Here is a 20,048-nt window from a genome sequence, read left to right on the forward strand (position 1 = left end):
CATTTGTATAGTAAAAACTTTACTCTTTAATATTTATCAGCATTTTCCTAAGCCATTATTGTATTTTTTTTCAAGAAAATCTTTGAAAAATTCTTTTCTACTTTTACAAGGTGCTTTAGGATGTTTTTCTCTCATATGTTCAAGATATTTATCATAGCTTGCAACTCCAACTAAGGGATGAAAAAACCTTTCGGATTTTTCATACCATAATTTAAGTTTTTTTATCATGTTTTTTCCTTTTTTAATGCTATATAAGGGCTTTCTTTTAAAGGAATGTTTAATTTTTTGATAAAAATTCCAAAACAAGAAAGTATAACAAGCAAAGTGGTAATCATGAAAAACACACATAAAATTGCATTTATTAAATTGGAGTTTTTAGCTTGAGATGCTAATTTTATATCTTTTTTGATTTGCTCGATTATTGCTTCATCTTGTGTTTGAGAAAGTTTTAAATTAAATTCTTGTATTTTTTGCGCATTTATTTGTACAGCAGCAACATGACTTATAGCATTATGGATTGGATCTCCTTCTTTGTAAGGAAGAATTTTTTGAATACCTCCATAAAGTGTTGCGATTAAAACAAAACAAGCAGGTATGAGAGTAATCCAAGTATATCTTGCTTTCCCCATTTTAAATAAAATCGCACTTGCTAAAAGCAATGCCATACCAGCAAGCATTTGATTACTCACTCCAAAAAGTGGCCATAATGAGTAAATTCCACCTTTTGGATCTATCGCTCCTTGATAGAGAAAATACCCCCATCCACCAACACTTAAAGCTGTTGCAAAAATTCCTGCTAAGGTATTATTGATATTTCCTAAAGGTTTATAAACATTACCCAATATATCTTGAGCCATAAATCTACAAGCTCTTGTCCCAGCATCAACTGCAGTTAAAATAAACAAGGCTTCAAATAAAATAGCAAAGTGATACCAAAAGCCCATTAAATTCACTCCACCAAATAATTCATGTAAAATTAAAGCAACACCTACAGCAAATGTTGGTGCCCCACCAGTTCTTGATAATATGCTTTGTTCGCCTATATTTGTAGTTAAAGTAGTGATTTCTTCAGGAGTTATTTTAAAACCCCAGCTAGAAATAGCAGCAGCTGCATTTGCAACATCTACACCTATAGTAGCAGCAGGCGCATTGATGGCAAAGTAAAGACCAGGGTGTAAAATACAAGCACAAATTAAAGCCATGATGGCCACAGCACTTTCCATAAGCATAGAGCCATATCCAACAGCTAATGCATGAGTTTCATTTTCAAGCATTTTAGGAGTTGTGCCACTTGAAATTAATGCATGAAAACCACTAATAGCTCCGCATGCAATGGTAATAAATAAAAATGGAAAAATTGCTCCAGCAAATACAGGCCCACTTCCATCTAAATATTGAGAATTAATTTTTGGCATTTGAAGATCAGGTGCTACAAATACAATAGCTAAAGCCATAACCACAATAACACCGATTTTTAAAAAAGTTGATAAATAATCTCTTGGAGCAAGTAAAAACCAAACAGGTAAAATTGCAGCTATAAAACCATAAGCCATCATAATAAGTGCTAAAGTTGGTGCATCAAAGGTAAATATTTTCGCCCAATAAGGATCAGCAGCTATTTCACTTCCATAATGTATGGCTAATACGAGCAGTATAAAACCTATAATAGAAGCTTCACCAACCCTACCAGGTCTTAAAAATCTCATATAAATTCCCATAAAAACAGCAATAGGAATGGTCATTGCAATGGTAAATAATCCCCATGGAGATTCTGCTAAAGCTTTTACAACAACCATAGCTAAAATCGCAATAATTATAAGCATAATTCCAAATATAGCAATCATTGCTATTGCGCCGATAAATTGTCCTAATTCATCTTTTATCATCTCTCCTAAAGATTTTCCATTACGACGCGTAGATATAAATAAAACTACAAAATCATGTACCGCACCTGCTAAAACACCGCCTATTAATATCCAAAGCATAGAGGGTAAATAACCCATTTGTGCAGCAAGTATAGGACCTACCAAAGGACCAGCTCCTGCGATAGCGGCAAAATGATGTCCAAAAAGCACAATTTTATTTGTAGGGACAAAATCACATCCGTCATTTTTAACTACAGCAGGAGTTGCTCTGTTTTTATCTAGCTCTAGCACCTTATAGGCAATATATCTACCATAAAATCTATACCCTATGATATAAATACATAAAGCAGCAATAACAAGATAAATCGCTGAAATACTTTCGCCATTTTGGAGTGCTAATATGCCAAAACAAACAGCACCGACAATGGCAACAAAAAACCATAATATTTTGTTAGTAATATTCATTTAATTCCTTTGCTTTAGTGAATTTATTTAGTGTATCGTAGAATTATATTTTATTGCTATATAGGATAAATAAAAAATTAATATATTACAAAATGTAACATATTTCTTAGTCAATTAAAAATTAATTTTATTGACTAAGAATTTGAAATTATTTAGATTTAAAACTTAGTGTCGCTGTCAATTGTAAAGTATCGCCATATCTGTCTAGATTGTATGGTAGTTTGATGTTTGCAGCTATTATTTGTAAACCATCTTTTGGTTTTGTGAGTGTGATTGTTGCTATACCTTTTTCATTTGTTGCTATGTTGTCGATATCATCATTTTGATCTTCAAATTCAACTCCTTTTACGGGTTTTCCATCTAGTAAAACTTGGAGTTTTAATTTATCTCCTTCATGTAGTGTTAAAGGATTTTGTAAAGGAACTATTTCAAATTTTAATCCTAATGGTTTTTTTGAACCTTCATCCCAAGAAAAAATACTTTTTCCCATTTTGAAAATTTTTCTTGTTTGAGTGACTTCATTTGCACCAGTAATATCTGTAATATCAGATCTTTTTTGTGCATAATGTTTTCCATCTTTTGTAAATGTGTAATATCCAAAATCATAATTAACACTTGCAACAGCAGGTTTTCCCTCAATAAATATTTTGTTATTTTCGTAGTCATAGCCAGCTTTTAAATTTTTTCCTTGAGAATCTTTTGCACTTATACCAAAAACCCTATCAGGTTGATATTGTCCCCAGTGATCATCAGCCCAAAAACCTACTTCATATCCATTGCTAGTTTGCATAGGAAAGAATTGATGAGCTAAAGCAGAACTTGCTATAAAAAAACTCAAAAACACCATTTTTGAAAATTTCATTTTTTCTCCTTTAAAATAATTTTGATAATCATTATATATATTTTTATTTATATAAAACTTAAGGATGTATTTTAATTTTTCCTTTATAAAAAAGAAAAATATTTTAATTTTTCTTATGTTAAAATCATAAATTTATTTTTAAATATTTAGGAAAAGTTATGAATGATACTATTAATATAATTGGTGCTAAAGAGAATAATCTTAAAAATATCAACCTAGAAATTCCTAAAAATAAGCTTATAGTTTTTACAGGACTTAGTGGAAGTGGTAAATCCACCTTGGCTTTTGGTACACTTTATGCAGAAGGACAACGCCGCTATATTGAGAGTTTAAGTGCTTATGCAAGGCAGTTTTTAGATAAAGTGGGTAAGCCAAATGTTGATAAAATAGAAGGTTTAACTCCTGCTATTGCTATTGATCAAAAAACAACTTCTAAAAATCCTCGATCAACCGTTGGAACTATTACTGAAATTTATGATTATCTAAGACTTTTATACGCAAGGATTGGCTCACAACATTGTCATCAATGTGGCCAAAAAATCTCATCTATGAGTGCAGCAGATATCGTAGGTGAAATCTTAAAGCTTCCAAAAGGGGCAAAAATCATCATTTATGCTCCTTTGATCAAAGAAAAAAAGGGAACTTTTGCAGATCTTTTGGAAAATTTAGTCGCAAAAGGTTATGTTAGAGCACAAATTGATGGGGTTTTAACGCGTCTTGATGAGGATATTGAGCTTGCTAAAACCAAAAAACATACAATAAAGCTTGTGATAGATAGACTCCAAGTGCAAGATGATATGTTGGCAAGACTTGCAAGCGATATAGAAAAAGGTCTTAGTGAGAGCTTTGGTGAAGTGGAAATTGAAGTTTTAAATAATGAAGAATTAAACATAGCAAAACATTTTCATTATAGTGAGCATAATGCTTGTTTTGATTGTAAAATTTCTTTTCCTTTGCTTGAGCCTTTGAGTTTTTCTTTTAATTCTCCAAAAGGTGCTTGTCCAAGTTGTGATGGTCTTGGTATAAGATATACGCTAGATATGAAAAAGCTTATCAATGAAGAATTAAGCTTAGAAGCAGGAGCTGTAAAGCTATTATATGGGTTTAATAAAAGTTATTACTATAAGTTTTTAATGGCCTTTTGCGAGCAAAATGCTATAAGGGTAAAAATTCCATACAATGAGCTAAGCGAAGAAGAAAAGCGCCTAGTGCTTTATGGTAATGCCAAGGAAATTAACTTTTTATGGAAAAGACATCGCTTAAATCGCAAATTTGAAGGTGCGGTTAAATATGCCTATGAAATGCTAAAAGATGAAAAAGATTTAAGCGAATATATGAGCGAAAAAACTTGCAAAGATTGTAATGGTCATCGTTTAAGAGCTGAAAGTTTAGCTGTAAAAGTTGCTGAAAAAAATTTGGGTGAAATTTTAGATATGAGCATAGAAAATACTACTGCATTTTTTTCAAAAGAAGCTAATTTTGCATATTTGAGTGAGCAAGAAAGATTGATAGCTAAGCCTATTTTTAAAGAAATTAATGAAAGATTGTTTTTTCTTTATGATGTAGGACTTGGGTATTTATCCTTAGGGCGTGATGCAAGAACAATTAGTGGAGGTGAAGCTCAAAGAATTCGTATAGCATCTCAAATTGGTAGTGGTTTAAGCGGGGTGATGTATGTTTTAGATGAGCCTAGCATTGGTTTACATGAGCGAGATACGGCAAAACTCATTAAAACTTTAAGAAATCTTCAGCAAAAGGGTAATACTTTAATCGTGGTTGAGCATGATAAAATGACTATAGAAGAGGCAGATTTTATCGTAGATATTGGTCCAAATGCTGGTAAATTTGGTGGTGAAGTTGTATTTAGTGGAACTTATAAAGAATTATTAAAAAGCAAAAGTCAAACCGCCCTTTATATGAGTAGTAAAAAGCAAATTGCCCATCAAAAAAATAGAGAACAAAAAGATTTTATTAGTTTAAAAGATGTGAGCATTAATAATATTCAAAATTTAAGTGTAGATTTTCCATTGCATAATTTAGTAGCAATTACAGGTGTTTCAGGAAGTGGTAAAAGCTCGCTAATCTTGCAAACTTTGCTTCCATTTGCAAAAGAAGAGCTTAACCGTGCTAAAAAAGTTAAAAAACTAAGTGGGGCTAAGATAGAAGGTTTGGAAAAACTTGATAAGGTAATTTATCTTGATCAAAGTCCTATAGGAAGGACTCCTCGTTCAAATCCTGCTACTTATACAGGTGCTATGGATGAAATTCGTAATCTTTTTGCAGCTACCAAAGAAGCTAAAATGCGAGGTTATAAAGCAGGGCGTTTTTCTTTTAATGTTAAAGGTGGAAGATGTGAAAAGTGTAGTGGCGATGGTGAGATTAAAATAGAAATGCACTTTTTGCCTGATGTGATGGTAACTTGTGATGTTTGCAATGGTAAAAGATATAATGATGCAACTTTAGAGATTAAATATAAAGGTAAAAGCATAGCTGATGTTTTAAATATGAGTATTATTGAAGCAAGCGAGTTTTTTACTTCTGTGCCAAAGATAAAACAAAAGCTTGATACTTTGGTAAAAGTTGGGCTTGATTATCTTACCTTAGGACAAAATGCAACTACTTTAAGTGGTGGGGAGGCTCAGCGTATTAAGTTAGCTAAAGAATTAAGCAGAAGCGATACAGGAAAAACTCTTTATATTTTAGATGAACCTACAACAGGACTTCATTTTGAAGATGTTAATAAACTTATTGTAGTTTTGCAACATTTAGTTGATCTTGGAAATAGTGTGTTTGTGATAGAGCATAATTTAGATGTGATTAAAAATGCTGATTATATCATCGATATGGGACCTGAAGGTGGAGTTAAAGGTGGTAAGGTTATAGCTAAAGGTAGCGTTGAAGAGCTTGCTAAAAATCATAAAAAAAGTGGTTCTTATACAGGGTATTATCTAAATTTAGAGCTAAAAAGCATAAAAAAATAAATTGGTTGAAGTTATTCTTCAACCATAAATTTCACCTTTTTTATACTCATAAATACTTTGCATATCTTTATCTCCTCTTCCTGAAAGATTTACAACTATCACACTTTTTTTCTTTAAAGTCGGACAAAGTTTTTCTAAATAAGCTAATGCATGTGAGCTTTCAATAGCGGGTATAATACCTTCTTCTTTACATAATAATTTTAAAGCATTAATGCACTCATCATCACTAATAGCATGATAACTTGCTCTTTTACTTTCTTGCAAATATGCGTGCAAAGGCCCTATGCCAGGGTAATCAAGCCCAGCAGAAATACTAAAAGTATGAGCAATGTTGCCTTTATCATCTTGTAAAACTTTAGTTTTCATACCATGGATAATACCTTCTTCGCCTTTAGTAAGTGTGGCTGCATGATAAGGTGTATCTTTTCCTAAACCTGCTGCTTCAACACCTATAAGCTTAACTTTTTCATCTTTTAAAAATGCATGAAAAATTCCAGCAGCATTGCTACCACCTCCAGCTGCTGCTATGATGTAATCTACTTTTTTATTTAATTTTCTAAGTTGCATTTTGCATTCTTTACCTATAATACTTTGAAAATGCGTAACAATTTGTGGATAAGGATAAGGCCCCACTGCACTTCCTACTACATAAAATACTTCTTTGGTATTTTTAATCCAAAAATTTAAAGCCTCATCTACCGCATCACTTAAAGTTTTACCTCCACTTTCTACTGCGTGAACTTTTGCTCCTAAAATCTCCATTTTATAGACATTTAAGGCTTGCCTTTTTACATCAATAGCCCCCATAAATATCTCACATTCAAGTCCCAAAAGTGCTGCTGCAGTAGCTGTTGCAAGCCCATGTTGTCCTGCTCCGGTTTCTGCAATAATTTTTTTCTTATTCATTTTCTTTGCCATTAAGGCTTGAGCTATGGCATTGTTGATCTTATGAGCTCCTGTGTGAGTTAAGTCTTCTCTTTTTAAATAAATTTCATGATTATAAAGCTTGCTTAAATTTTTAGCATGGTATAAAGGCGTAGGTCTTCCCACATAATTAGCTAAGAGTTCTTTTAATTCTGTGTTAAAATCTTTATCTTTTTTGAGTTTTAAAAAAGCTTTTTCTACTTCATCTAATGCTATTTTTACTTCATTTGGCACAAATTGCCCACCAAATTTTCCATAATATTTTTTCATAGTATTTCCTTAAAATGATTAATAATTTAAAATCAAAAAATGATCAACTAAAACTAAAAATGTAAAATAAAAATGATTGAAAATGTAGTAGCAGGCTTAACGCCAAGAAAAAGAAGCTTTGTTAAATGAGTATTCTAAATTTAGTTTAGAAAATTTTTTCCTTTCCATAATTTTTCCTTTTAAAAAATTGCCAAATGACTTTACATTCTAAGATAATTATTATTAAAAATTCTTTAAAATGATAGTTTATAAAATAAATACTAAGAAAATTTATAATGTTTGATTTTTTATATAATGATATAAGTTATATAGGGCTTTTTGTAGTATGTTTTCTCTCTAGCACGCTTTTGCCTATGGCTAGCGAGGCTTTTGTGCTTGCTTTTGTGAAATTAGATTTTAATGCTTATATGGTTTTATTTATAGCAAGCTTGGGGAATACTTTGGGTAGTTTAAGTACCTATGCGTTAGCTTATTTTGGAGAGAGTCAAATTTTGGAAAAATATTTTAAAAACTCTTTATGTAAATTAGAAAAAATCAATGCAAACTTTAAAAAATTTGGCTCTTTATATGCTTTTTTTACTTTTTTACCCATAGTGGGAGATCTTTTTGCACTAGGCCTTGGATTTGCTAAGTATTCTTTTTTAAAAGCAAGTATTTTTATAGCCTTGGGTAAATTAAGTCGTTATGCTTTTGTAATTTTCATAGCAAATTCCATTTAAAAGTCTTGATTTTAAAAGATTTAAAAGTCTAACATTATCAACATCTTTTAAAACTTTTATGGTGTTTTTTAATTCATGATTTTTCATAGGCATTTTAGAATCTTTAAAACACCTTATCGTGCTTCCTCTAGCAAAAGTACTATCACAAATGACATCTACTAAATACTCATCAAAATTTGCTAAATTTGGATCAAGCATATAAGCAATAGTTAATGCATCGTGTATCCATGTGCCATTTGTGCCTCTTGTTTTGCTTGCATAATCAATCCAAACTCTTAAAGTTTGCACTAAAAAATCACAAAGTGGATTTTGATTTTCTAAAGTATTTAAATCTTCATGCGTGAGCATAGTTTGCATTGTTATATTATAAGGAACAAGTGTGATTTTAGCTCTTGAGTTTAAAACTATACTAGCAGCTTCAGGATCAAAGCCAAAATTTGTATCTTTGATATGATAAGGCATATCAAAACTCCCACCCATGATAAAAATTTCTTTTACATTTTTATCAAAGTCTTTGAAAAGCTTCATAGCTATGGCTATATTTGTTAAAGGCCCTATAGCACAAATTGAAATTTCACCTGGGTTTTGCATAATAAGCTTACCCATTTTCATACAAGCATTTGGGTTTATGTTTTCTAAGATTTTTATAGGTTTTATATGATCCCAAAGATGAGTAAGCTTAAACTCTTCTACGCCTTTATCTAGTCTTTGTCTCCAAAAATGACTATTTTCACATAAAGCTTCATGAGCACCTAAATACAAAGGTATATCTAGATTAAGCTTATTTAATAAATCTTTAGCAACACTATAAGCGGTTAAAGCTTGCACATTACCACTTAAAGTGCTAATCATTTCAAGTTTGATTTCTTTGGAGGCTAAAATAAGTCCAAGGGCTAAACCATCATCAGTATTAGCCCCTGCTATTCCATTGCCTATATCAGTATCTAAAATAAGGCGTATCATATCGCATCTTCTATTAAATTTAAATCCCTACCTCTAGTTTCTGGTGCAAAGAAAGTTGTGATAAAACCAATTCCTGCAGTGATAACAAAATACAAGGCTATTGGCCACCAAGTGCCATAATAAGCAAGCAAAGCTGAAGCTATCATAGGAGCGGTTCCTCCTGAAAGTATAGAGCCAAATTCTTTTGCTAGTGCCATTTTGGTATAGCGATTTTTTGCTCCAAAAAGCTCCACACCCCACGCAGCTTGTACGCCAAAAATTCCTAAAGATGCTAAAGACATACCTACAATGATAGTTAAAATTACAATAATTTCATTTTTACTATCAAGTAGCATAAAAGCAGGGAAAGCATAAAGCATTAAAAGCAAGCAAAAGGTTCTATAAGTAATACGCCTTCCAAATTTATCGCTTAAATATCCTGCTAAAGGTATAACCAAAAATCCCACCAAAGAAGCGATAACAACAGCAGTTGTGGCTACTGATTTATCAAGAAGTAAAATTTTAGTTACATAACCTACTATAAAGCCTTGTGCAAGATAAGATGGTCCATTTTCTCCTATTCTTATGCCCACCATAGTCCAAAATGCACGACTTTTCTGCCAAAAAGTTCTTTCATCTTTTTTCATATGTGCTTCATTTTCATGACGAATTTTTAGCATTAATTCTTTTTGTTTTTCAAAAACAGGAGTTTCTTTTACATTTAAACGCATATAAACAGCAAAAAGTGCTATAAAAATACTTCCTATAAAAGGAATTCTCCATCCCCATTCTTTAAAACTAGCATCATCCATACTTGTAACTAAAAGCCACACGAAAGCTGCAAGCAAGGTTCCGCTGTTTGATCCAAGTGCTATAACAGAAGAGATTAAACCTCTATGTTTGCTAGGAGCATATTCTCCAAGCATGACAGTCCCACCTGAAAGCTCAGCACCTGCTCCAAAGCCTTGCATAAAACGCAAAATAACCAAACATATAGGAGCCCAAATTCCAATTACTGCATAACTTGGTATAAAACCAATTAAAGTAGTTGAAATACCCATTAATGCAATGGTGCTCATTAATACATTTTTTCTTCCGTATTTATCTCCTAAATATCCAAAAAATAAAGCTCCAATAGGTCTAGCAATAAAACCTATACCATAAGTAACAAAACTAAGCAATAATGCTATAACAGGAGTTTGTTCAGGAAAGAAAACTTCTGAAAAAACAGTAGCTGCAGCTAAGCCATAAAGTGCAAAATCTGCATATTCCATGGCAGTTCCTAGCCAACATGAAAATACAGCCTTTTTAAATGCCTTTTTTCCTTGTGGAGTTTGAAAATTTTCATCCGCGATTGATTTTGTTTGCAAGATTAAACCTTTGTTTTAAATTTAAAATATAATTGTAACTAAAATGCTTAAAATGGAAATTTAATACTTTTTACCGACTTTTAAATAATTTTGGGCGATAATTATTATTATTTTTTAATATAGGAAAAAAATGAAAACTTTAACAATAATTGATACTTTTGGCTTTTTCTTTAGACTTTTTTATGCTTTAAAGGGGTTGAAAAATTCAAAAGGTGAGCCTAGTAATATGATTAGTGGTTTTGCTAATTTTATTTATAGTTTGAAAAATGAACATCCTAGTGATATGATTATTTTTGCTCTTGATAGTAAAGGAAAAACTTTTAGAAGTGAAATTGATCCAAATTATAAAATCAACCGCACTCCACCTCCGCCTGATTTATTAGCTCAAATTCCAATTTGCATTCAAATGATAGAAAAAATGGGTTTTTCAAGTTTTTCTTGCGAAGGATATGAGGCTGATGATATCATCGCATCTTTAGTTAAAGAGTGTGAAAGTAAGGATATTTTTATAAGAATTATCACTCAAGATAAAGATTTATATCAACTTATAAAAGATGATAAAGTTAGTATTTATAGCCCTATTTCAAAAAATGATTATAATGAAGCAGGGTGTTTGGAAAAATATGGGGTAAAACCTAGCCAAATAAGAGATTTTTTAGCTCTATGTGGAGATAGTTCAGATAATATCCCAGGGGTAAAAGGAATTGGTGCTAAGGGTGCTAAGAATTTACTTGATGAGTTTGAAAGTATTGAGGGAATTTATGAAAACTTAACACTAGTGCGTAATGAGAGAAGTCGTAATTTGTTGCTTGAAGGCAAAGAAAATGCCTTTTTAAGCAAAAAACTTGCTTCTTTGTATGAAAATTTAGATGTAAAAGATATGCTTTTAAATTGTGAGTATCCAAAAGATGAGCCTTTGTTTAAGATTATGGATATTTTAGAGCATTATGAATTAAATGCTTTGTTAAAAAAACTACGCACTAATCCTACTAATAAAGATAAAAATTTAGGATTTAATGCAAGATTAATTTTAGATGAGAAAGAATTATTTGAAATTTTAGAAAAAATTGATGATCAAAGCATTGTTGCTTTTGACACCGAAACTACGGGCTTGGATACTAAAGAAGCTAAGATAGTAGGGTTTAGTTTTTGTTTTCATGAAAGTGAAGCCTTTTATGTGCCACTTGCACATGATTATTTAGGAGTTTGTAAGCAAATTTCTATGCAAGTAGCTAAAAAGGGTATAGAAAAAATATATCAAAGCACGGTTATAGGCCATAATCTTAAATATGACTTTGAAATCATAAAAAATAATTTTAATTTACTTCCTCCAAAAAACTATGCTGATACTATGATACTTGCATGGCTTAAAGAGCCAAGTTTGCGTGTAAATATGGATGATTTGGCAAAAAGATTGTTTGCTTATGAGACTTTACATTTTGAAGACTTGGTAAAAAAAGGAGAAAACTTTGCAGGAGTGGATGTAGAAAAAGCTTGTAAATATGCTGCTGAAGATGCTTATATTACTTTAAGATTTTATTTGTATTTTTTAAAAAATTTAGAAAAGCCTTTATTTGAACTTGCACAAAAAAGTGAGTTTGAATTTATCAAAGTGCTTATTATGATGGAAAATAATGGCATTAAACTTGACACTCGAAAGCTTGAAAACTTAATGCAAAGTTTTAATCAAGATATTAAAATACTAAGTGAAAAAATATATGATTTAGCGGGTGAAAAATTTAATATTAACTCTCCTAAACAAGTAGGGGATATTTTATTTGAAAAATTAAAATTACCAAGTGGTAAAAAAGGTAAGACAGGTTATTCTACTGATGAAAAGGTTTTAAATACTATTTTAGATAACCATCTGATTGTGAAAGAAATTTTAACTTACAGAGAGCTTGCAAAATTAGTTTCTACTTATTGTGAACCTTTGTTAAAATTAGCTAAAAAAGATGAAAATTCAAGAATTTATTCAAGTTTTTTGCAAACAGGAACAGCTACTGGACGCCTTTCATCAAAAGATCCAAATTTGCAAAATATCCCTGCACATGGTCAATATGCTAAAGATTATAAATCTTGCTTTATTGCAAAAGAAGGATTTAGTTTTATCTCACTTGATTATTCACAAATTGAGCTTAGAATGCTAGCACATTTTAGTGAAGATGAGAAATTATTAGAAGCGTTTTCAAACGATGAGGATATTCATGCAAAAACTGCTATTATGATTTTTGGCCATAGTGATTATGAGACAAGAAGTATTGCTAAAAGTATAAATTTTGGTCTTATTTATGGTATGGGTTATAAGACTTTGAGCCAAAATTTAAAAATAGAAGCAAAGTTGGCTAAAGAATATATTGAAAAATATTTTGAGAATTTTACTAGTATTAAAACTTATTTTGAAAAGGTAAAAAATGAAGCTAAGCAAAATGGCTTTATAAGTACTTTGCTAGGTCGTAAGCGTTATTTTGATTTTGAAAATGCAAAGCCTATGCAAATTGCAATGCATGAAAGAGAGAGTATTAACTCTATACTTCAAGGTTCAGCTGCCGATATAATAAAATTGGCAATGATAGAAATAAGTAGAAATTTGGATGAAAATAAACGCTTAATTTTACAAATTCATGATGAGCTTATTTTTGAAGTAAAAGATGAACTTTGTGAGGATTTTGCAAAAAAAGCTAGTGATATTATGGAAAATATTGTAAAATTAAAAGTTAAATTAAAAACTTCATCAAGTATTGCCAAAAATTGGGGTATATTAAAATAAGGAGAATGTTTAATGGATCTTTCAACCATACTTGGGATGGTATTAGCTGTTGTTAGTATTTCTGTAGGGGATATTTTAGAGGGTGGTAACCCTTTGCATGTTTTACACTTAGCGTCTTTTATTATCGTGGTGCCTACAGCAGCTTTTTGCGCAATGACTTCTACACATAAAAAAATTGTTAAAGGTGCATATAAGGAATTAAAGGTAGTTTTTAAAGGTTCGGGGGTAAATTTAAGTCAAAGAATAGCTGAGCTTGTAGAATACTCTGTTATAGCAAGAAGAGATGGACTTTTGGCTTTAGAGTCAAAAACTAATGAAATTGACAATGAGTTCTTAAAAGAAGCTATGATGATGATGGTAGATGGTAAGAGCGTAGAAGAAATTAAAGAAAGTATGGAAATTCAAGTAGAAGAAATGGAAGAATATTATAAAGAATGTGCAGAATATTGGATACGCTTTGGTGAAACTTGTCCTACTATGGGGCTTGTTGGCGCTGTTTTTGGATTGATTTTGGCACTTAAACTACTTGATGATCCACAGGCTATGGCAGCGGGTATTTCAGGAGCTTTTACAGCAACTGTTACGGGAATTTTTGGTGCTTATGCTTTATTTGGGCCTTGGGGTAATAAAATGAAAGCTAATTCACATGATTTAATTAAGGAAAGAATAGTTATTTCTCACGCTATTGTAAGCATTGCAGAAGGAGCTAATCCAAGAGATTTGGAGGCAAAGTTATTTAACTATTTAAGTCATGATGAGCCTAGAATTTCTCAATTTGATAAATAAGAGTTAAAAATGGGAAAAAAACATAAATGTCCAGAATGTCCAGCAGGTGAAAAATGGGCAGTGCCTTATGCAGACTTTTTAAGTTTGCTTTTGGCGCTTTTTATTGCTCTTTGGGCGATTTCTGAAAGTAATCCTGCAAAAACTGAAGCCTTGAAAACTGAATTTGTTAAAATTTTTGAATTCACTGCTTCTAGTCCTTTAGAAAAAGAAAGTGAAGTGCATAATAAATATAGCGCACCTTCAAATGCAAATGTAGAAGAGCTTGAAAAACTTAAGAAATTAAGTATTACTCAACAAGAAAATATAGAAAAATTAAAAGCAGCATTAGATCAAAGAGAAAATAATATAGTTTTAAATTTACCAGCTAGAGTTGAATTTGCTAGGGGTAGTATTCAGATTGATTCTGCTGATGTACAAGATTTTTTAAAGCGTATTAGTGAAGTGCTCAAGAAAATGCCAAAACAAGCTCAAATAGAACTTAGAGGTTATACTGATGCAAGCGATCGGGATCCTAAGAGAAATTTTGATTTAGCTAGTAAAAGATCTCAAGTTGTAGCTGATTATTTAATAGCTAAAGGAATCGATCCAACTCAACTTATAGTTGTAAGTTTTGGTGATAATTATCCTTTAAGTACAAATAAAGAAGATGAAATAAATAATAGGGTAGAGTTTTATATTCGTGTAGATTCTTCAGACAATCAAGTTAGAAAGTCAGTATTAGATCAAATAGAAACTTTTAAATAACAAATAAGCTTTATAAACTTATTTGTTATTTTCTCCGCCAAAACGAAGCAATGCTGAACCCCAAGTAAATCCACCGCCAAAAGCATCAAGCAATATTAGCGAACCTTGTTTTAAACGACCTTGTTCATAAGCATCATTCATTGCCATAGGTATTGAGGCTGCTGAAGTATTACCGTATTTTTGCACTGTAACCACGCATTGTTCATCTGCAAAATTTAATTTTTCTTGCACGGCTTTAATAATTCTTAAATTAGCCTGATGAGGTATAAAAAGATCAATTTCTTCACTTTTTATATTATTTTTTGCAAGAATATCAATAACATCATTACTTAGAGTATTTACTGCAATTTTAAATACTTCGTTTCCTTTCATTTGCATAGAAAGAGGAGAGCAAATGCTACTTTTTTGAGATCTTTGAGTTATTAATAAATCTCCAAATTCCCCATCACTTGCTGTATGAGTATCTATAATCGGATAATTATCATCTAAAGATACAATTCCAGCACCAGCTCCATCGCCAAATAAAACACAAATACTTCTATCTGTATAGTCTATAATAGAGCTAATTTTTTCAGCTCCAATAATTAAAACATTTTTCTTTGTTTTGCTTTCAACCATAGATTTAGCAAGTTCTAAAAGATAAATAAACCCTGAACATGCTGCAGAAATGTCAAAAGCAGTGATGTTTTTTAATCCAAGATTATGAGCAATTTTACATGCAGTTGATGGCATAGTAAAGCAATCAGGACTTAAAGTAGCAACAATAATAGCATCTATGTCTTGAGGTTTTAAATTCGCTCTTTGTATAGCTTTGATAGCTGCTTTAGTACCAAGATCACTTGTGTTTTCATCATCATTTGCTATGCGTCTTTGTTCTATTCCTGTTCTTCTTAATATCCACTCATCACTAGTTTGCACCATAGATTCTAATTCTTTATTGCTAAGTATTTTTTCGGGGATGTAAGAAGCTATACTTTTTAATGAAGCTTTAGTTGATTTCATAATTGGCAAGTTCTTTTTCTATAGTTTGATTTATATTTGATTGTGTAAAATTTAATGCTTGAAAAATAGCATTTTTAATAGCTTTTGGACCGCTTTTACCATGACTTATAATGACACATTCTTTCACACCTAGAAGGGGAGCCCCGCCATATTCTTCATAATCAATGTGGGTTTTTAATTCATTAAAAGCAGGTTTTGCTAAAAGATAGCCAAGTTTTGCTAAAAAAGATTTTTGAATTTCTTGTTTTAAAAGTTTTGTAATAACACTTGCTACACCTTCGCCGGTTTTAAGTAAGATATTTCCATTAAAACCATCGCATACTAATACATCTATCGTGCCATTAAATATATCTCTTCCTTCAGCATTTCCGACAAAATTTGAAAGTTGCTTTAAAAGTTGATGGGTTTCTTTAGTAAGCTCATTTCCTTTGCATTCTTCTTCACCATTTGAAAGCAAAGCAACTCTAGGCTTAGCAATTTTTAAAATTTCTTTAGCATAGGCTTCACCCATAATGGCAAATTGAAACAAATGCTCACTTTTGCAATCAACATTTGCACCAACATCTAACACTAATGTTCTTGAATGGATATTTGGCATTAAAGTGGCTATTGCAGGTCTAGCGATATTGGCTAATCTTCCAAGTCTTAAAGTAGCCAAACTCATAGTAGCTCCACTATGTCCAGCTGACACAACAGCTTTTGCTTTTTGATTTCTTACTAAATCTATGGCTTTGTAGATTGTACTATCTTTTCGTTTTAATGCATCTGTAGAATTTTCTTCCATAGCAAATACATCAAAAGCCTCTTCATATTCTATATATGAGTTTAATTCTTGAGGGATTAAGGTTTTAAGCTTTTGAGGATCTCCTACTAAGATGGCTTTAAATTTTCGCTCTTTTAGAGCTTGAATTACACCTTCTATAATAGGTTTTTCCCCAAAATCACCACCCATTGCATCAATAGCAATGCTCGTCATTGTTCTTAATATTCCTTAGTTACAGGATTTACACGATGAGGCATTTTGTAGCTACCATCTTTATCCTTAATAGGCATAGGTAAGGTAACTTTGTAATGAGTTCTGCGTTTTGCTGCGCGAGTTTTGCTCACTCTTCTCTTAGGTACTGCCATTTTTTACTCCTTTATTAATTTAAACATTTATTACAATAAAAATAATCACTTAAGTAAGATTGTAATTCACTTGTAGCAAGCTCTATTAAGTCAATATGAGAGTCAAAAAACTCCATAGTATCACTTAAAGTATTATTTTCATCTTTAAAAATTCCATCGCTTGCAAAAAGCTCTATATTTTGATCGATTTCAAGTTCCATTTCATTACCACATCGATCGCAATTTCTATAAGTAAATCCTTTAAAATTAGCTGTTATTTTAGCTAATTTTGGATTAACTTTTGTAATAGTTCCTTCAAAAACTATATTATCAAGATCTAGTTTAAAAGGATAAGCTACAGAGCTAAGTTTTGCAAAGGCAATTTTCATTATAGAATTTCAGTTTTTGAAAAGAAAAATTCTATTTCAATTTTTGCATTTTCCAAGCTATCGCTTCCATGAACCGCGTTTGCATCAATACTATCTGCAAAATCTGCTCTGATAGTACCAGGAGCCGCTTCTTTTGGATTTGTAGCACCCATTAATTCTCTGTTTTTTAACATAGCATTTTCGCCTTCTAAAACAGAAACCACAACCGGACCACTGATCATAAATTCAACTAAGTCTTTAAAAAATGGTCTATCTTTGTGTACAGCATAAAATTCTTGTGCTTCTTTTTCTGAAAGCTGTATTTTTTTTGTAGCCGCTATTCTTAGACCGTTGCTTTCAAAGCGTGTTAAAATTTGACCAATAACGCCTTTTTTTACTGCATCAGGTTTAATAATAGAAAGTGTTTTTTCCAAAATCGTCCCCTTAATTTAGATAAGTTTTATGTTTATAAAAGAGCTAATTATATCAAAAAATGCTTTAAATTTATATAAAAATTGTAATTTTGAGTTATAAAATGAAGAAGCTACAAGCATCTTAAATACTAGAAAGATGCTTGTATTGGGTACTAATTAAGCAAATACCGGAGTTGAGCCATCTCTTAAATCGCTTCCGATATTATCACGACTTGGTTGACCACTAACTACATCGCTCCATACAATACAGCCATCAGTTGGACATGCACTTGCACATGCTGGCTGATCATTATGTCCTACACATTCAACACATTTATCAGCATAAACATAATATCTATCTTCGCCCTCAGGGTTATTTGCATCATCTACGATTGCACTTACTGGGCATTCATCTATACAAGAACCACATGCTATACAAATATCAGTAATTTTAACTGCCATTTTTTACTCCTTAAATATTAAAAGTTTAATATAAGATTATCAAAATTGTCTTAATTTTATTCTTAAAATCTTTTAATTTTGATAATAAAATTAATTTACATACAAATTTACACAATTAATAAATTTTTAAATTTACAAATGATATTATTTTGTTACAAATAAAATTTATTAATTAGGAGATAAACGATGATAGTAACTAAAAAAGCTATTGATTTTACAGCACCTGCTGTATTAGGTAATAATGAAATAGTTGGAGATTTTAATCTTTATAAAAATATAGGACCAAAAGGTGCAGTAGTATTTTTCTATCCAAAAGATTTTACTTTTGTTTGCCCTTCTGAAATTATTGCTTTTGATAAAAGATATCAAGATTTTAAAGATAGAGGTATTGAAGTAATTGGTGTATCTTGCGATAACGAATTCTCTCACTTTGCTTGGAAAAATATGCCTGTAAATCAAGGTGGTATAGGTCAAGTTAAATTTCCTTTAGTAGCCGACTTAACAAAACAAATTGCTAGAAATTTTGATGTTTTATTTGAAGAAGCAGTTGCTTTAAGAGGTTCTTTCTTGCTTGATGCTGATGGAACAATCCGCCATGCAGTTATAAATGACTTACCACTTGGAAGAAACATTGATGAAATGATTAGAATGGTTGATACTATGTTATTTACTAATGAACATGGTGAAGTTTGCCCAGCTGGTTGGAATAAAGGCGATGAAGGTATGAAGGCTGACCCTAAAGGTGTTGCTGATTATCTAAGTAAAAACGAAAATAAATTATAATTTTTTAAGCTGAAAGTTTTTCTTTCAGCTTAGCATAAATTGTGTTATAAAGTTACAATACTCTCAAAATATACTGATTAATATACATTTTTGATAAATGCTTTTAAAATATTATAACTAGGACATCATGTAATAAATAATTTACTTTTTATTTTATATATTTATTATTTTGTTGTCATTTTATTGTATTAATAGCATGATAATCGTTGTATAAAAATTTACTACAAAATTTTAAGGAGCTGTTATGGTTTTTTCATTTTCTAAGAGCTTATCTTCAAAGCTTATATGGATAATGTGTGTAGGTGTAGTTTCTATTGTAATACTGATTAATTTAGTCAGTTATTTTAATTCAAAAAATAGTACTTTTGATTTACTAACAGAAATACAAGTAAACAATATGGTGGATACAAATGCTCTGTATGATTTTTATGGAAAAACTAAAAGATTAGCTATAGAATCTTTAGCAGAGCAATTTTCTAGTAATTTAAATATGCCTTCAGAACAAATTATGCAAATTCTCAAACTAGCTGCAAAAACTTCTGGGTTTGAGCTAGTTTATGTTGGTTTTGAAGATAGTGGCAAAAATTATCAATCAGATGGTCAAGTACTTGATTTATCAAAGGGTTATGATACTAAAAATAGAGGTTGGTATAAAGAAGCTAAAGCAGCTAGAAAATTTATAACAACTGATCCATATAAATCTGTAACAACAGGAGAAATAGGAATTACTTATGCCATTCCTGTTTATGCTAATGGAAAACTCTTAGCGGTAGTTGGAGGTGATTATAATTTACATACTTTTTCTAAAGATGTTTTAGCTATAGGGCATTCTCAAAGCTCCTATGCAGCAGTATATGATAAAGAAGGTATGGTAATTTTCCACGAAGATAAAGATAAAATGCTTACTAAAACTGACTTAAGTATTAATATAGCAAATGCTATTAAAGCAGAGCCTGATTTAATTGATCCAAGTAAAGAAGATACCTTATTTTATGCTAAAGATGGTGCAGGCAAAACACAAGTTGCAACTTGTAATCAAACTTTAAATCCAAAATACATTGTATGTTCTATTACAGATGAATCTGTATATACTGATGCAGTTAATAAAGTTTTATTCCAACAAGTTATTATTGCATTAATAGCTATTATTGTAGCTTTAATCTTAGTAAGATTTGCTATTATTAAAAACTTAAAACCTATAGCAGTTATAACTAC

Annotated in this window: 19 protein-coding genes; 7 read left to right on the forward strand and 12 right to left on the reverse strand. The window is 31.0% G+C overall.

The window, feature by feature from the left end; genetic code table 11:
* Nucleotides 1-36: 36 nt before the first annotated feature.
* The 3 genes from kcuS to L8W57_RS03315 all read right to left on the reverse strand — a co-directional run bounded on the left by kcuS (nucleotide 37) and on the right by L8W57_RS03315 (nucleotide 3,192).
* The gene (gene kcuS / locus L8W57_RS03305) at nucleotides 37-228 is read right to left on the reverse strand and encodes a KCU-star family selenoprotein (RefSeq protein ID WP_263661988.1); all 192 of its coding nucleotides are present in this window, start codon (nucleotides 226-228) and stop codon (nucleotides 37-39) included.
* Nucleotides 225-2,330, reverse strand: coding sequence for a carbon starvation CstA family protein (locus L8W57_RS03310; RefSeq protein ID WP_263661989.1), 2,106 nt, complete (start codon nucleotides 2,328-2,330; stop codon nucleotides 225-227). Before L8W57_RS03310 ends, kcuS begins: the two co-directional genes overlap by 4 nt.
* Nucleotides 2,331-2,478: 148 nt before the next feature.
* Complete coding sequence (locus L8W57_RS03315; RefSeq protein WP_220566597.1) at nucleotides 2,479-3,192, reverse strand: DUF4198 domain-containing protein; 714 nt, start codon at nucleotides 3,190-3,192, stop codon at nucleotides 2,479-2,481.
* Nucleotides 3,193-3,350: 158 nt separating this feature from the next.
* Between L8W57_RS03315 and uvrA the strand changes: the two genes are divergently transcribed.
* Complete coding sequence (gene uvrA, locus L8W57_RS03320) at nucleotides 3,351-6,173, forward strand: excinuclease ABC subunit UvrA (RefSeq protein WP_263661990.1); 2,823 nt, start codon at nucleotides 3,351-3,353, stop codon at nucleotides 6,171-6,173.
* A gap of 18 nt (nucleotides 6,174-6,191) precedes the next feature.
* Here the strand turns inward: uvrA and trpB are convergent, their stop codons facing one another.
* Complete coding sequence (gene trpB, locus L8W57_RS03325; protein WP_133319559.1) at nucleotides 6,192-7,367, reverse strand: tryptophan synthase subunit beta; 1,176 nt, start codon at nucleotides 7,365-7,367, stop codon at nucleotides 6,192-6,194.
* A 275-nt stretch (nucleotides 7,368-7,642) separates the two neighbouring features.
* Here trpB and L8W57_RS03330 point away from each other — a divergent pair, with 275 nt between their 5' ends.
* The gene (locus tag L8W57_RS03330; protein ID WP_133319560.1) at nucleotides 7,643-8,086 is read left to right on the forward strand and encodes a YqaA family protein; all 444 of its coding nucleotides are present in this window, start codon (nucleotides 7,643-7,645) and stop codon (nucleotides 8,084-8,086) included.
* On the opposite strand, the gene L8W57_RS03335 is transcribed toward L8W57_RS03330, so the two are convergent.
* Nucleotides 8,042-9,046 (reverse strand): nucleoside hydrolase, encoded by a 1,005-nt coding sequence (locus L8W57_RS03335; RefSeq protein ID WP_165955272.1) that lies wholly within the window; start codon nucleotides 9,044-9,046, stop codon nucleotides 8,042-8,044. The two genes, L8W57_RS03330 and L8W57_RS03335, sit on opposite strands and share 45 nt — an antisense overlap.
* Complete coding sequence (locus L8W57_RS03340; protein ID WP_243705651.1) at nucleotides 9,046-10,398, reverse strand: MFS transporter; 1,353 nt, start codon at nucleotides 10,396-10,398, stop codon at nucleotides 9,046-9,048. The genes L8W57_RS03335 and L8W57_RS03340 overlap by 1 nt, the downstream gene beginning before the upstream one ends.
* A 130-nt stretch (nucleotides 10,399-10,528) precedes the next feature.
* Between L8W57_RS03340 and polA the strand changes: the two genes are divergently transcribed.
* Genes polA through motB form a run of 3 tightly spaced genes read left to right on the forward strand, consistent with a single transcriptional unit; the run spans nucleotide 10,529 to nucleotide 14,698 of the window.
* Nucleotides 10,529-13,168 (forward strand): DNA polymerase I, encoded by a 2,640-nt coding sequence (gene polA / locus L8W57_RS03345; RefSeq protein WP_133319562.1) that lies wholly within the window; start codon nucleotides 10,529-10,531, stop codon nucleotides 13,166-13,168.
* A 12-nt stretch (nucleotides 13,169-13,180) separates the two neighbouring features.
* On the forward strand, nucleotides 13,181-13,954 hold the full coding sequence (gene motA, locus L8W57_RS03350) for a flagellar motor stator protein MotA (RefSeq protein ID WP_133319563.1): 774 nt from the start codon (nucleotides 13,181-13,183) through the stop codon (nucleotides 13,952-13,954).
* 9 nt (nucleotides 13,955-13,963) lie between these two features.
* Nucleotides 13,964-14,698 carry a flagellar motor protein MotB gene (gene motB / locus L8W57_RS03355; RefSeq protein ID WP_133319564.1) on the forward strand — a complete coding sequence of 245 codons (735 nt, stop codon included), beginning with the start codon at nucleotides 13,964-13,966 and terminating at the stop codon, nucleotides 14,696-14,698.
* 18 nt (nucleotides 14,699-14,716) lie between these two features.
* On the opposite strand, the gene L8W57_RS03360 is transcribed toward motB, so the two are convergent.
* From L8W57_RS03360 to L8W57_RS03385, 6 genes are all read right to left on the reverse strand, one after another.
* Complete coding sequence (locus L8W57_RS03360; protein WP_133319565.1) at nucleotides 14,717-15,700, reverse strand: beta-ketoacyl-ACP synthase III; 984 nt, start codon at nucleotides 15,698-15,700, stop codon at nucleotides 14,717-14,719.
* Entirely contained in the window at nucleotides 15,687-16,676 is a 990-nt protein-coding gene (plsX, locus tag L8W57_RS03365) for a phosphate acyltransferase PlsX (protein ID WP_133319566.1), read from the reverse strand. The genes L8W57_RS03360 and plsX overlap by 14 nt, the downstream gene beginning before the upstream one ends.
* A gap of 5 nt (nucleotides 16,677-16,681) precedes the next feature.
* Nucleotides 16,682-16,828: a 50S ribosomal protein L32 gene (gene rpmF / locus L8W57_RS03370; RefSeq protein WP_012662034.1), complete on the reverse strand. Its 147-nt coding sequence runs from the start codon at nucleotides 16,826-16,828 to the stop codon at nucleotides 16,682-16,684.
* Nucleotides 16,829-16,842: 14 nt separating this feature from the next.
* Nucleotides 16,843-17,196, reverse strand: coding sequence for a hypothetical protein (locus L8W57_RS03375; protein WP_133319567.1), 354 nt, complete (start codon nucleotides 17,194-17,196; stop codon nucleotides 16,843-16,845).
* Complete coding sequence (gene ndk, locus L8W57_RS03380; RefSeq protein WP_133319568.1) at nucleotides 17,196-17,609, reverse strand: nucleoside-diphosphate kinase; 414 nt, start codon at nucleotides 17,607-17,609, stop codon at nucleotides 17,196-17,198. The genes L8W57_RS03375 and ndk overlap by 1 nt, the downstream gene beginning before the upstream one ends.
* A 156-nt stretch (nucleotides 17,610-17,765) precedes the next feature.
* Complete coding sequence (locus L8W57_RS03385; RefSeq protein WP_039619165.1) at nucleotides 17,766-18,050, reverse strand: ferredoxin, 4Fe-4S; 285 nt, start codon at nucleotides 18,048-18,050, stop codon at nucleotides 17,766-17,768.
* 186 nt (nucleotides 18,051-18,236) lie between these two features.
* On the opposite strand from L8W57_RS03385, the gene L8W57_RS03390 reads away from it, so the two are divergent.
* A complete protein-coding gene (locus L8W57_RS03390) occupies nucleotides 18,237-18,833 on the forward strand; it encodes a peroxiredoxin (RefSeq protein WP_133319569.1) in 597 nt (198 codons plus the stop codon).
* A 244-nt stretch (nucleotides 18,834-19,077) separates the two neighbouring features.
* The coding region (locus tag L8W57_RS03395) for a cache domain-containing protein (protein WP_263661995.1) at nucleotides 19,078-20,048 on the forward strand (971 nt) is incomplete at its 3' end.

Source organism: Campylobacter sp. IFREMER_LSEM_CL1890 (genome assembly GCF_025772045.1).
GTDB classification, from domain to species: Bacteria; Campylobacterota; Campylobacteria; order Campylobacterales; family Campylobacteraceae; genus Campylobacter_D; species Campylobacter_D lari_D.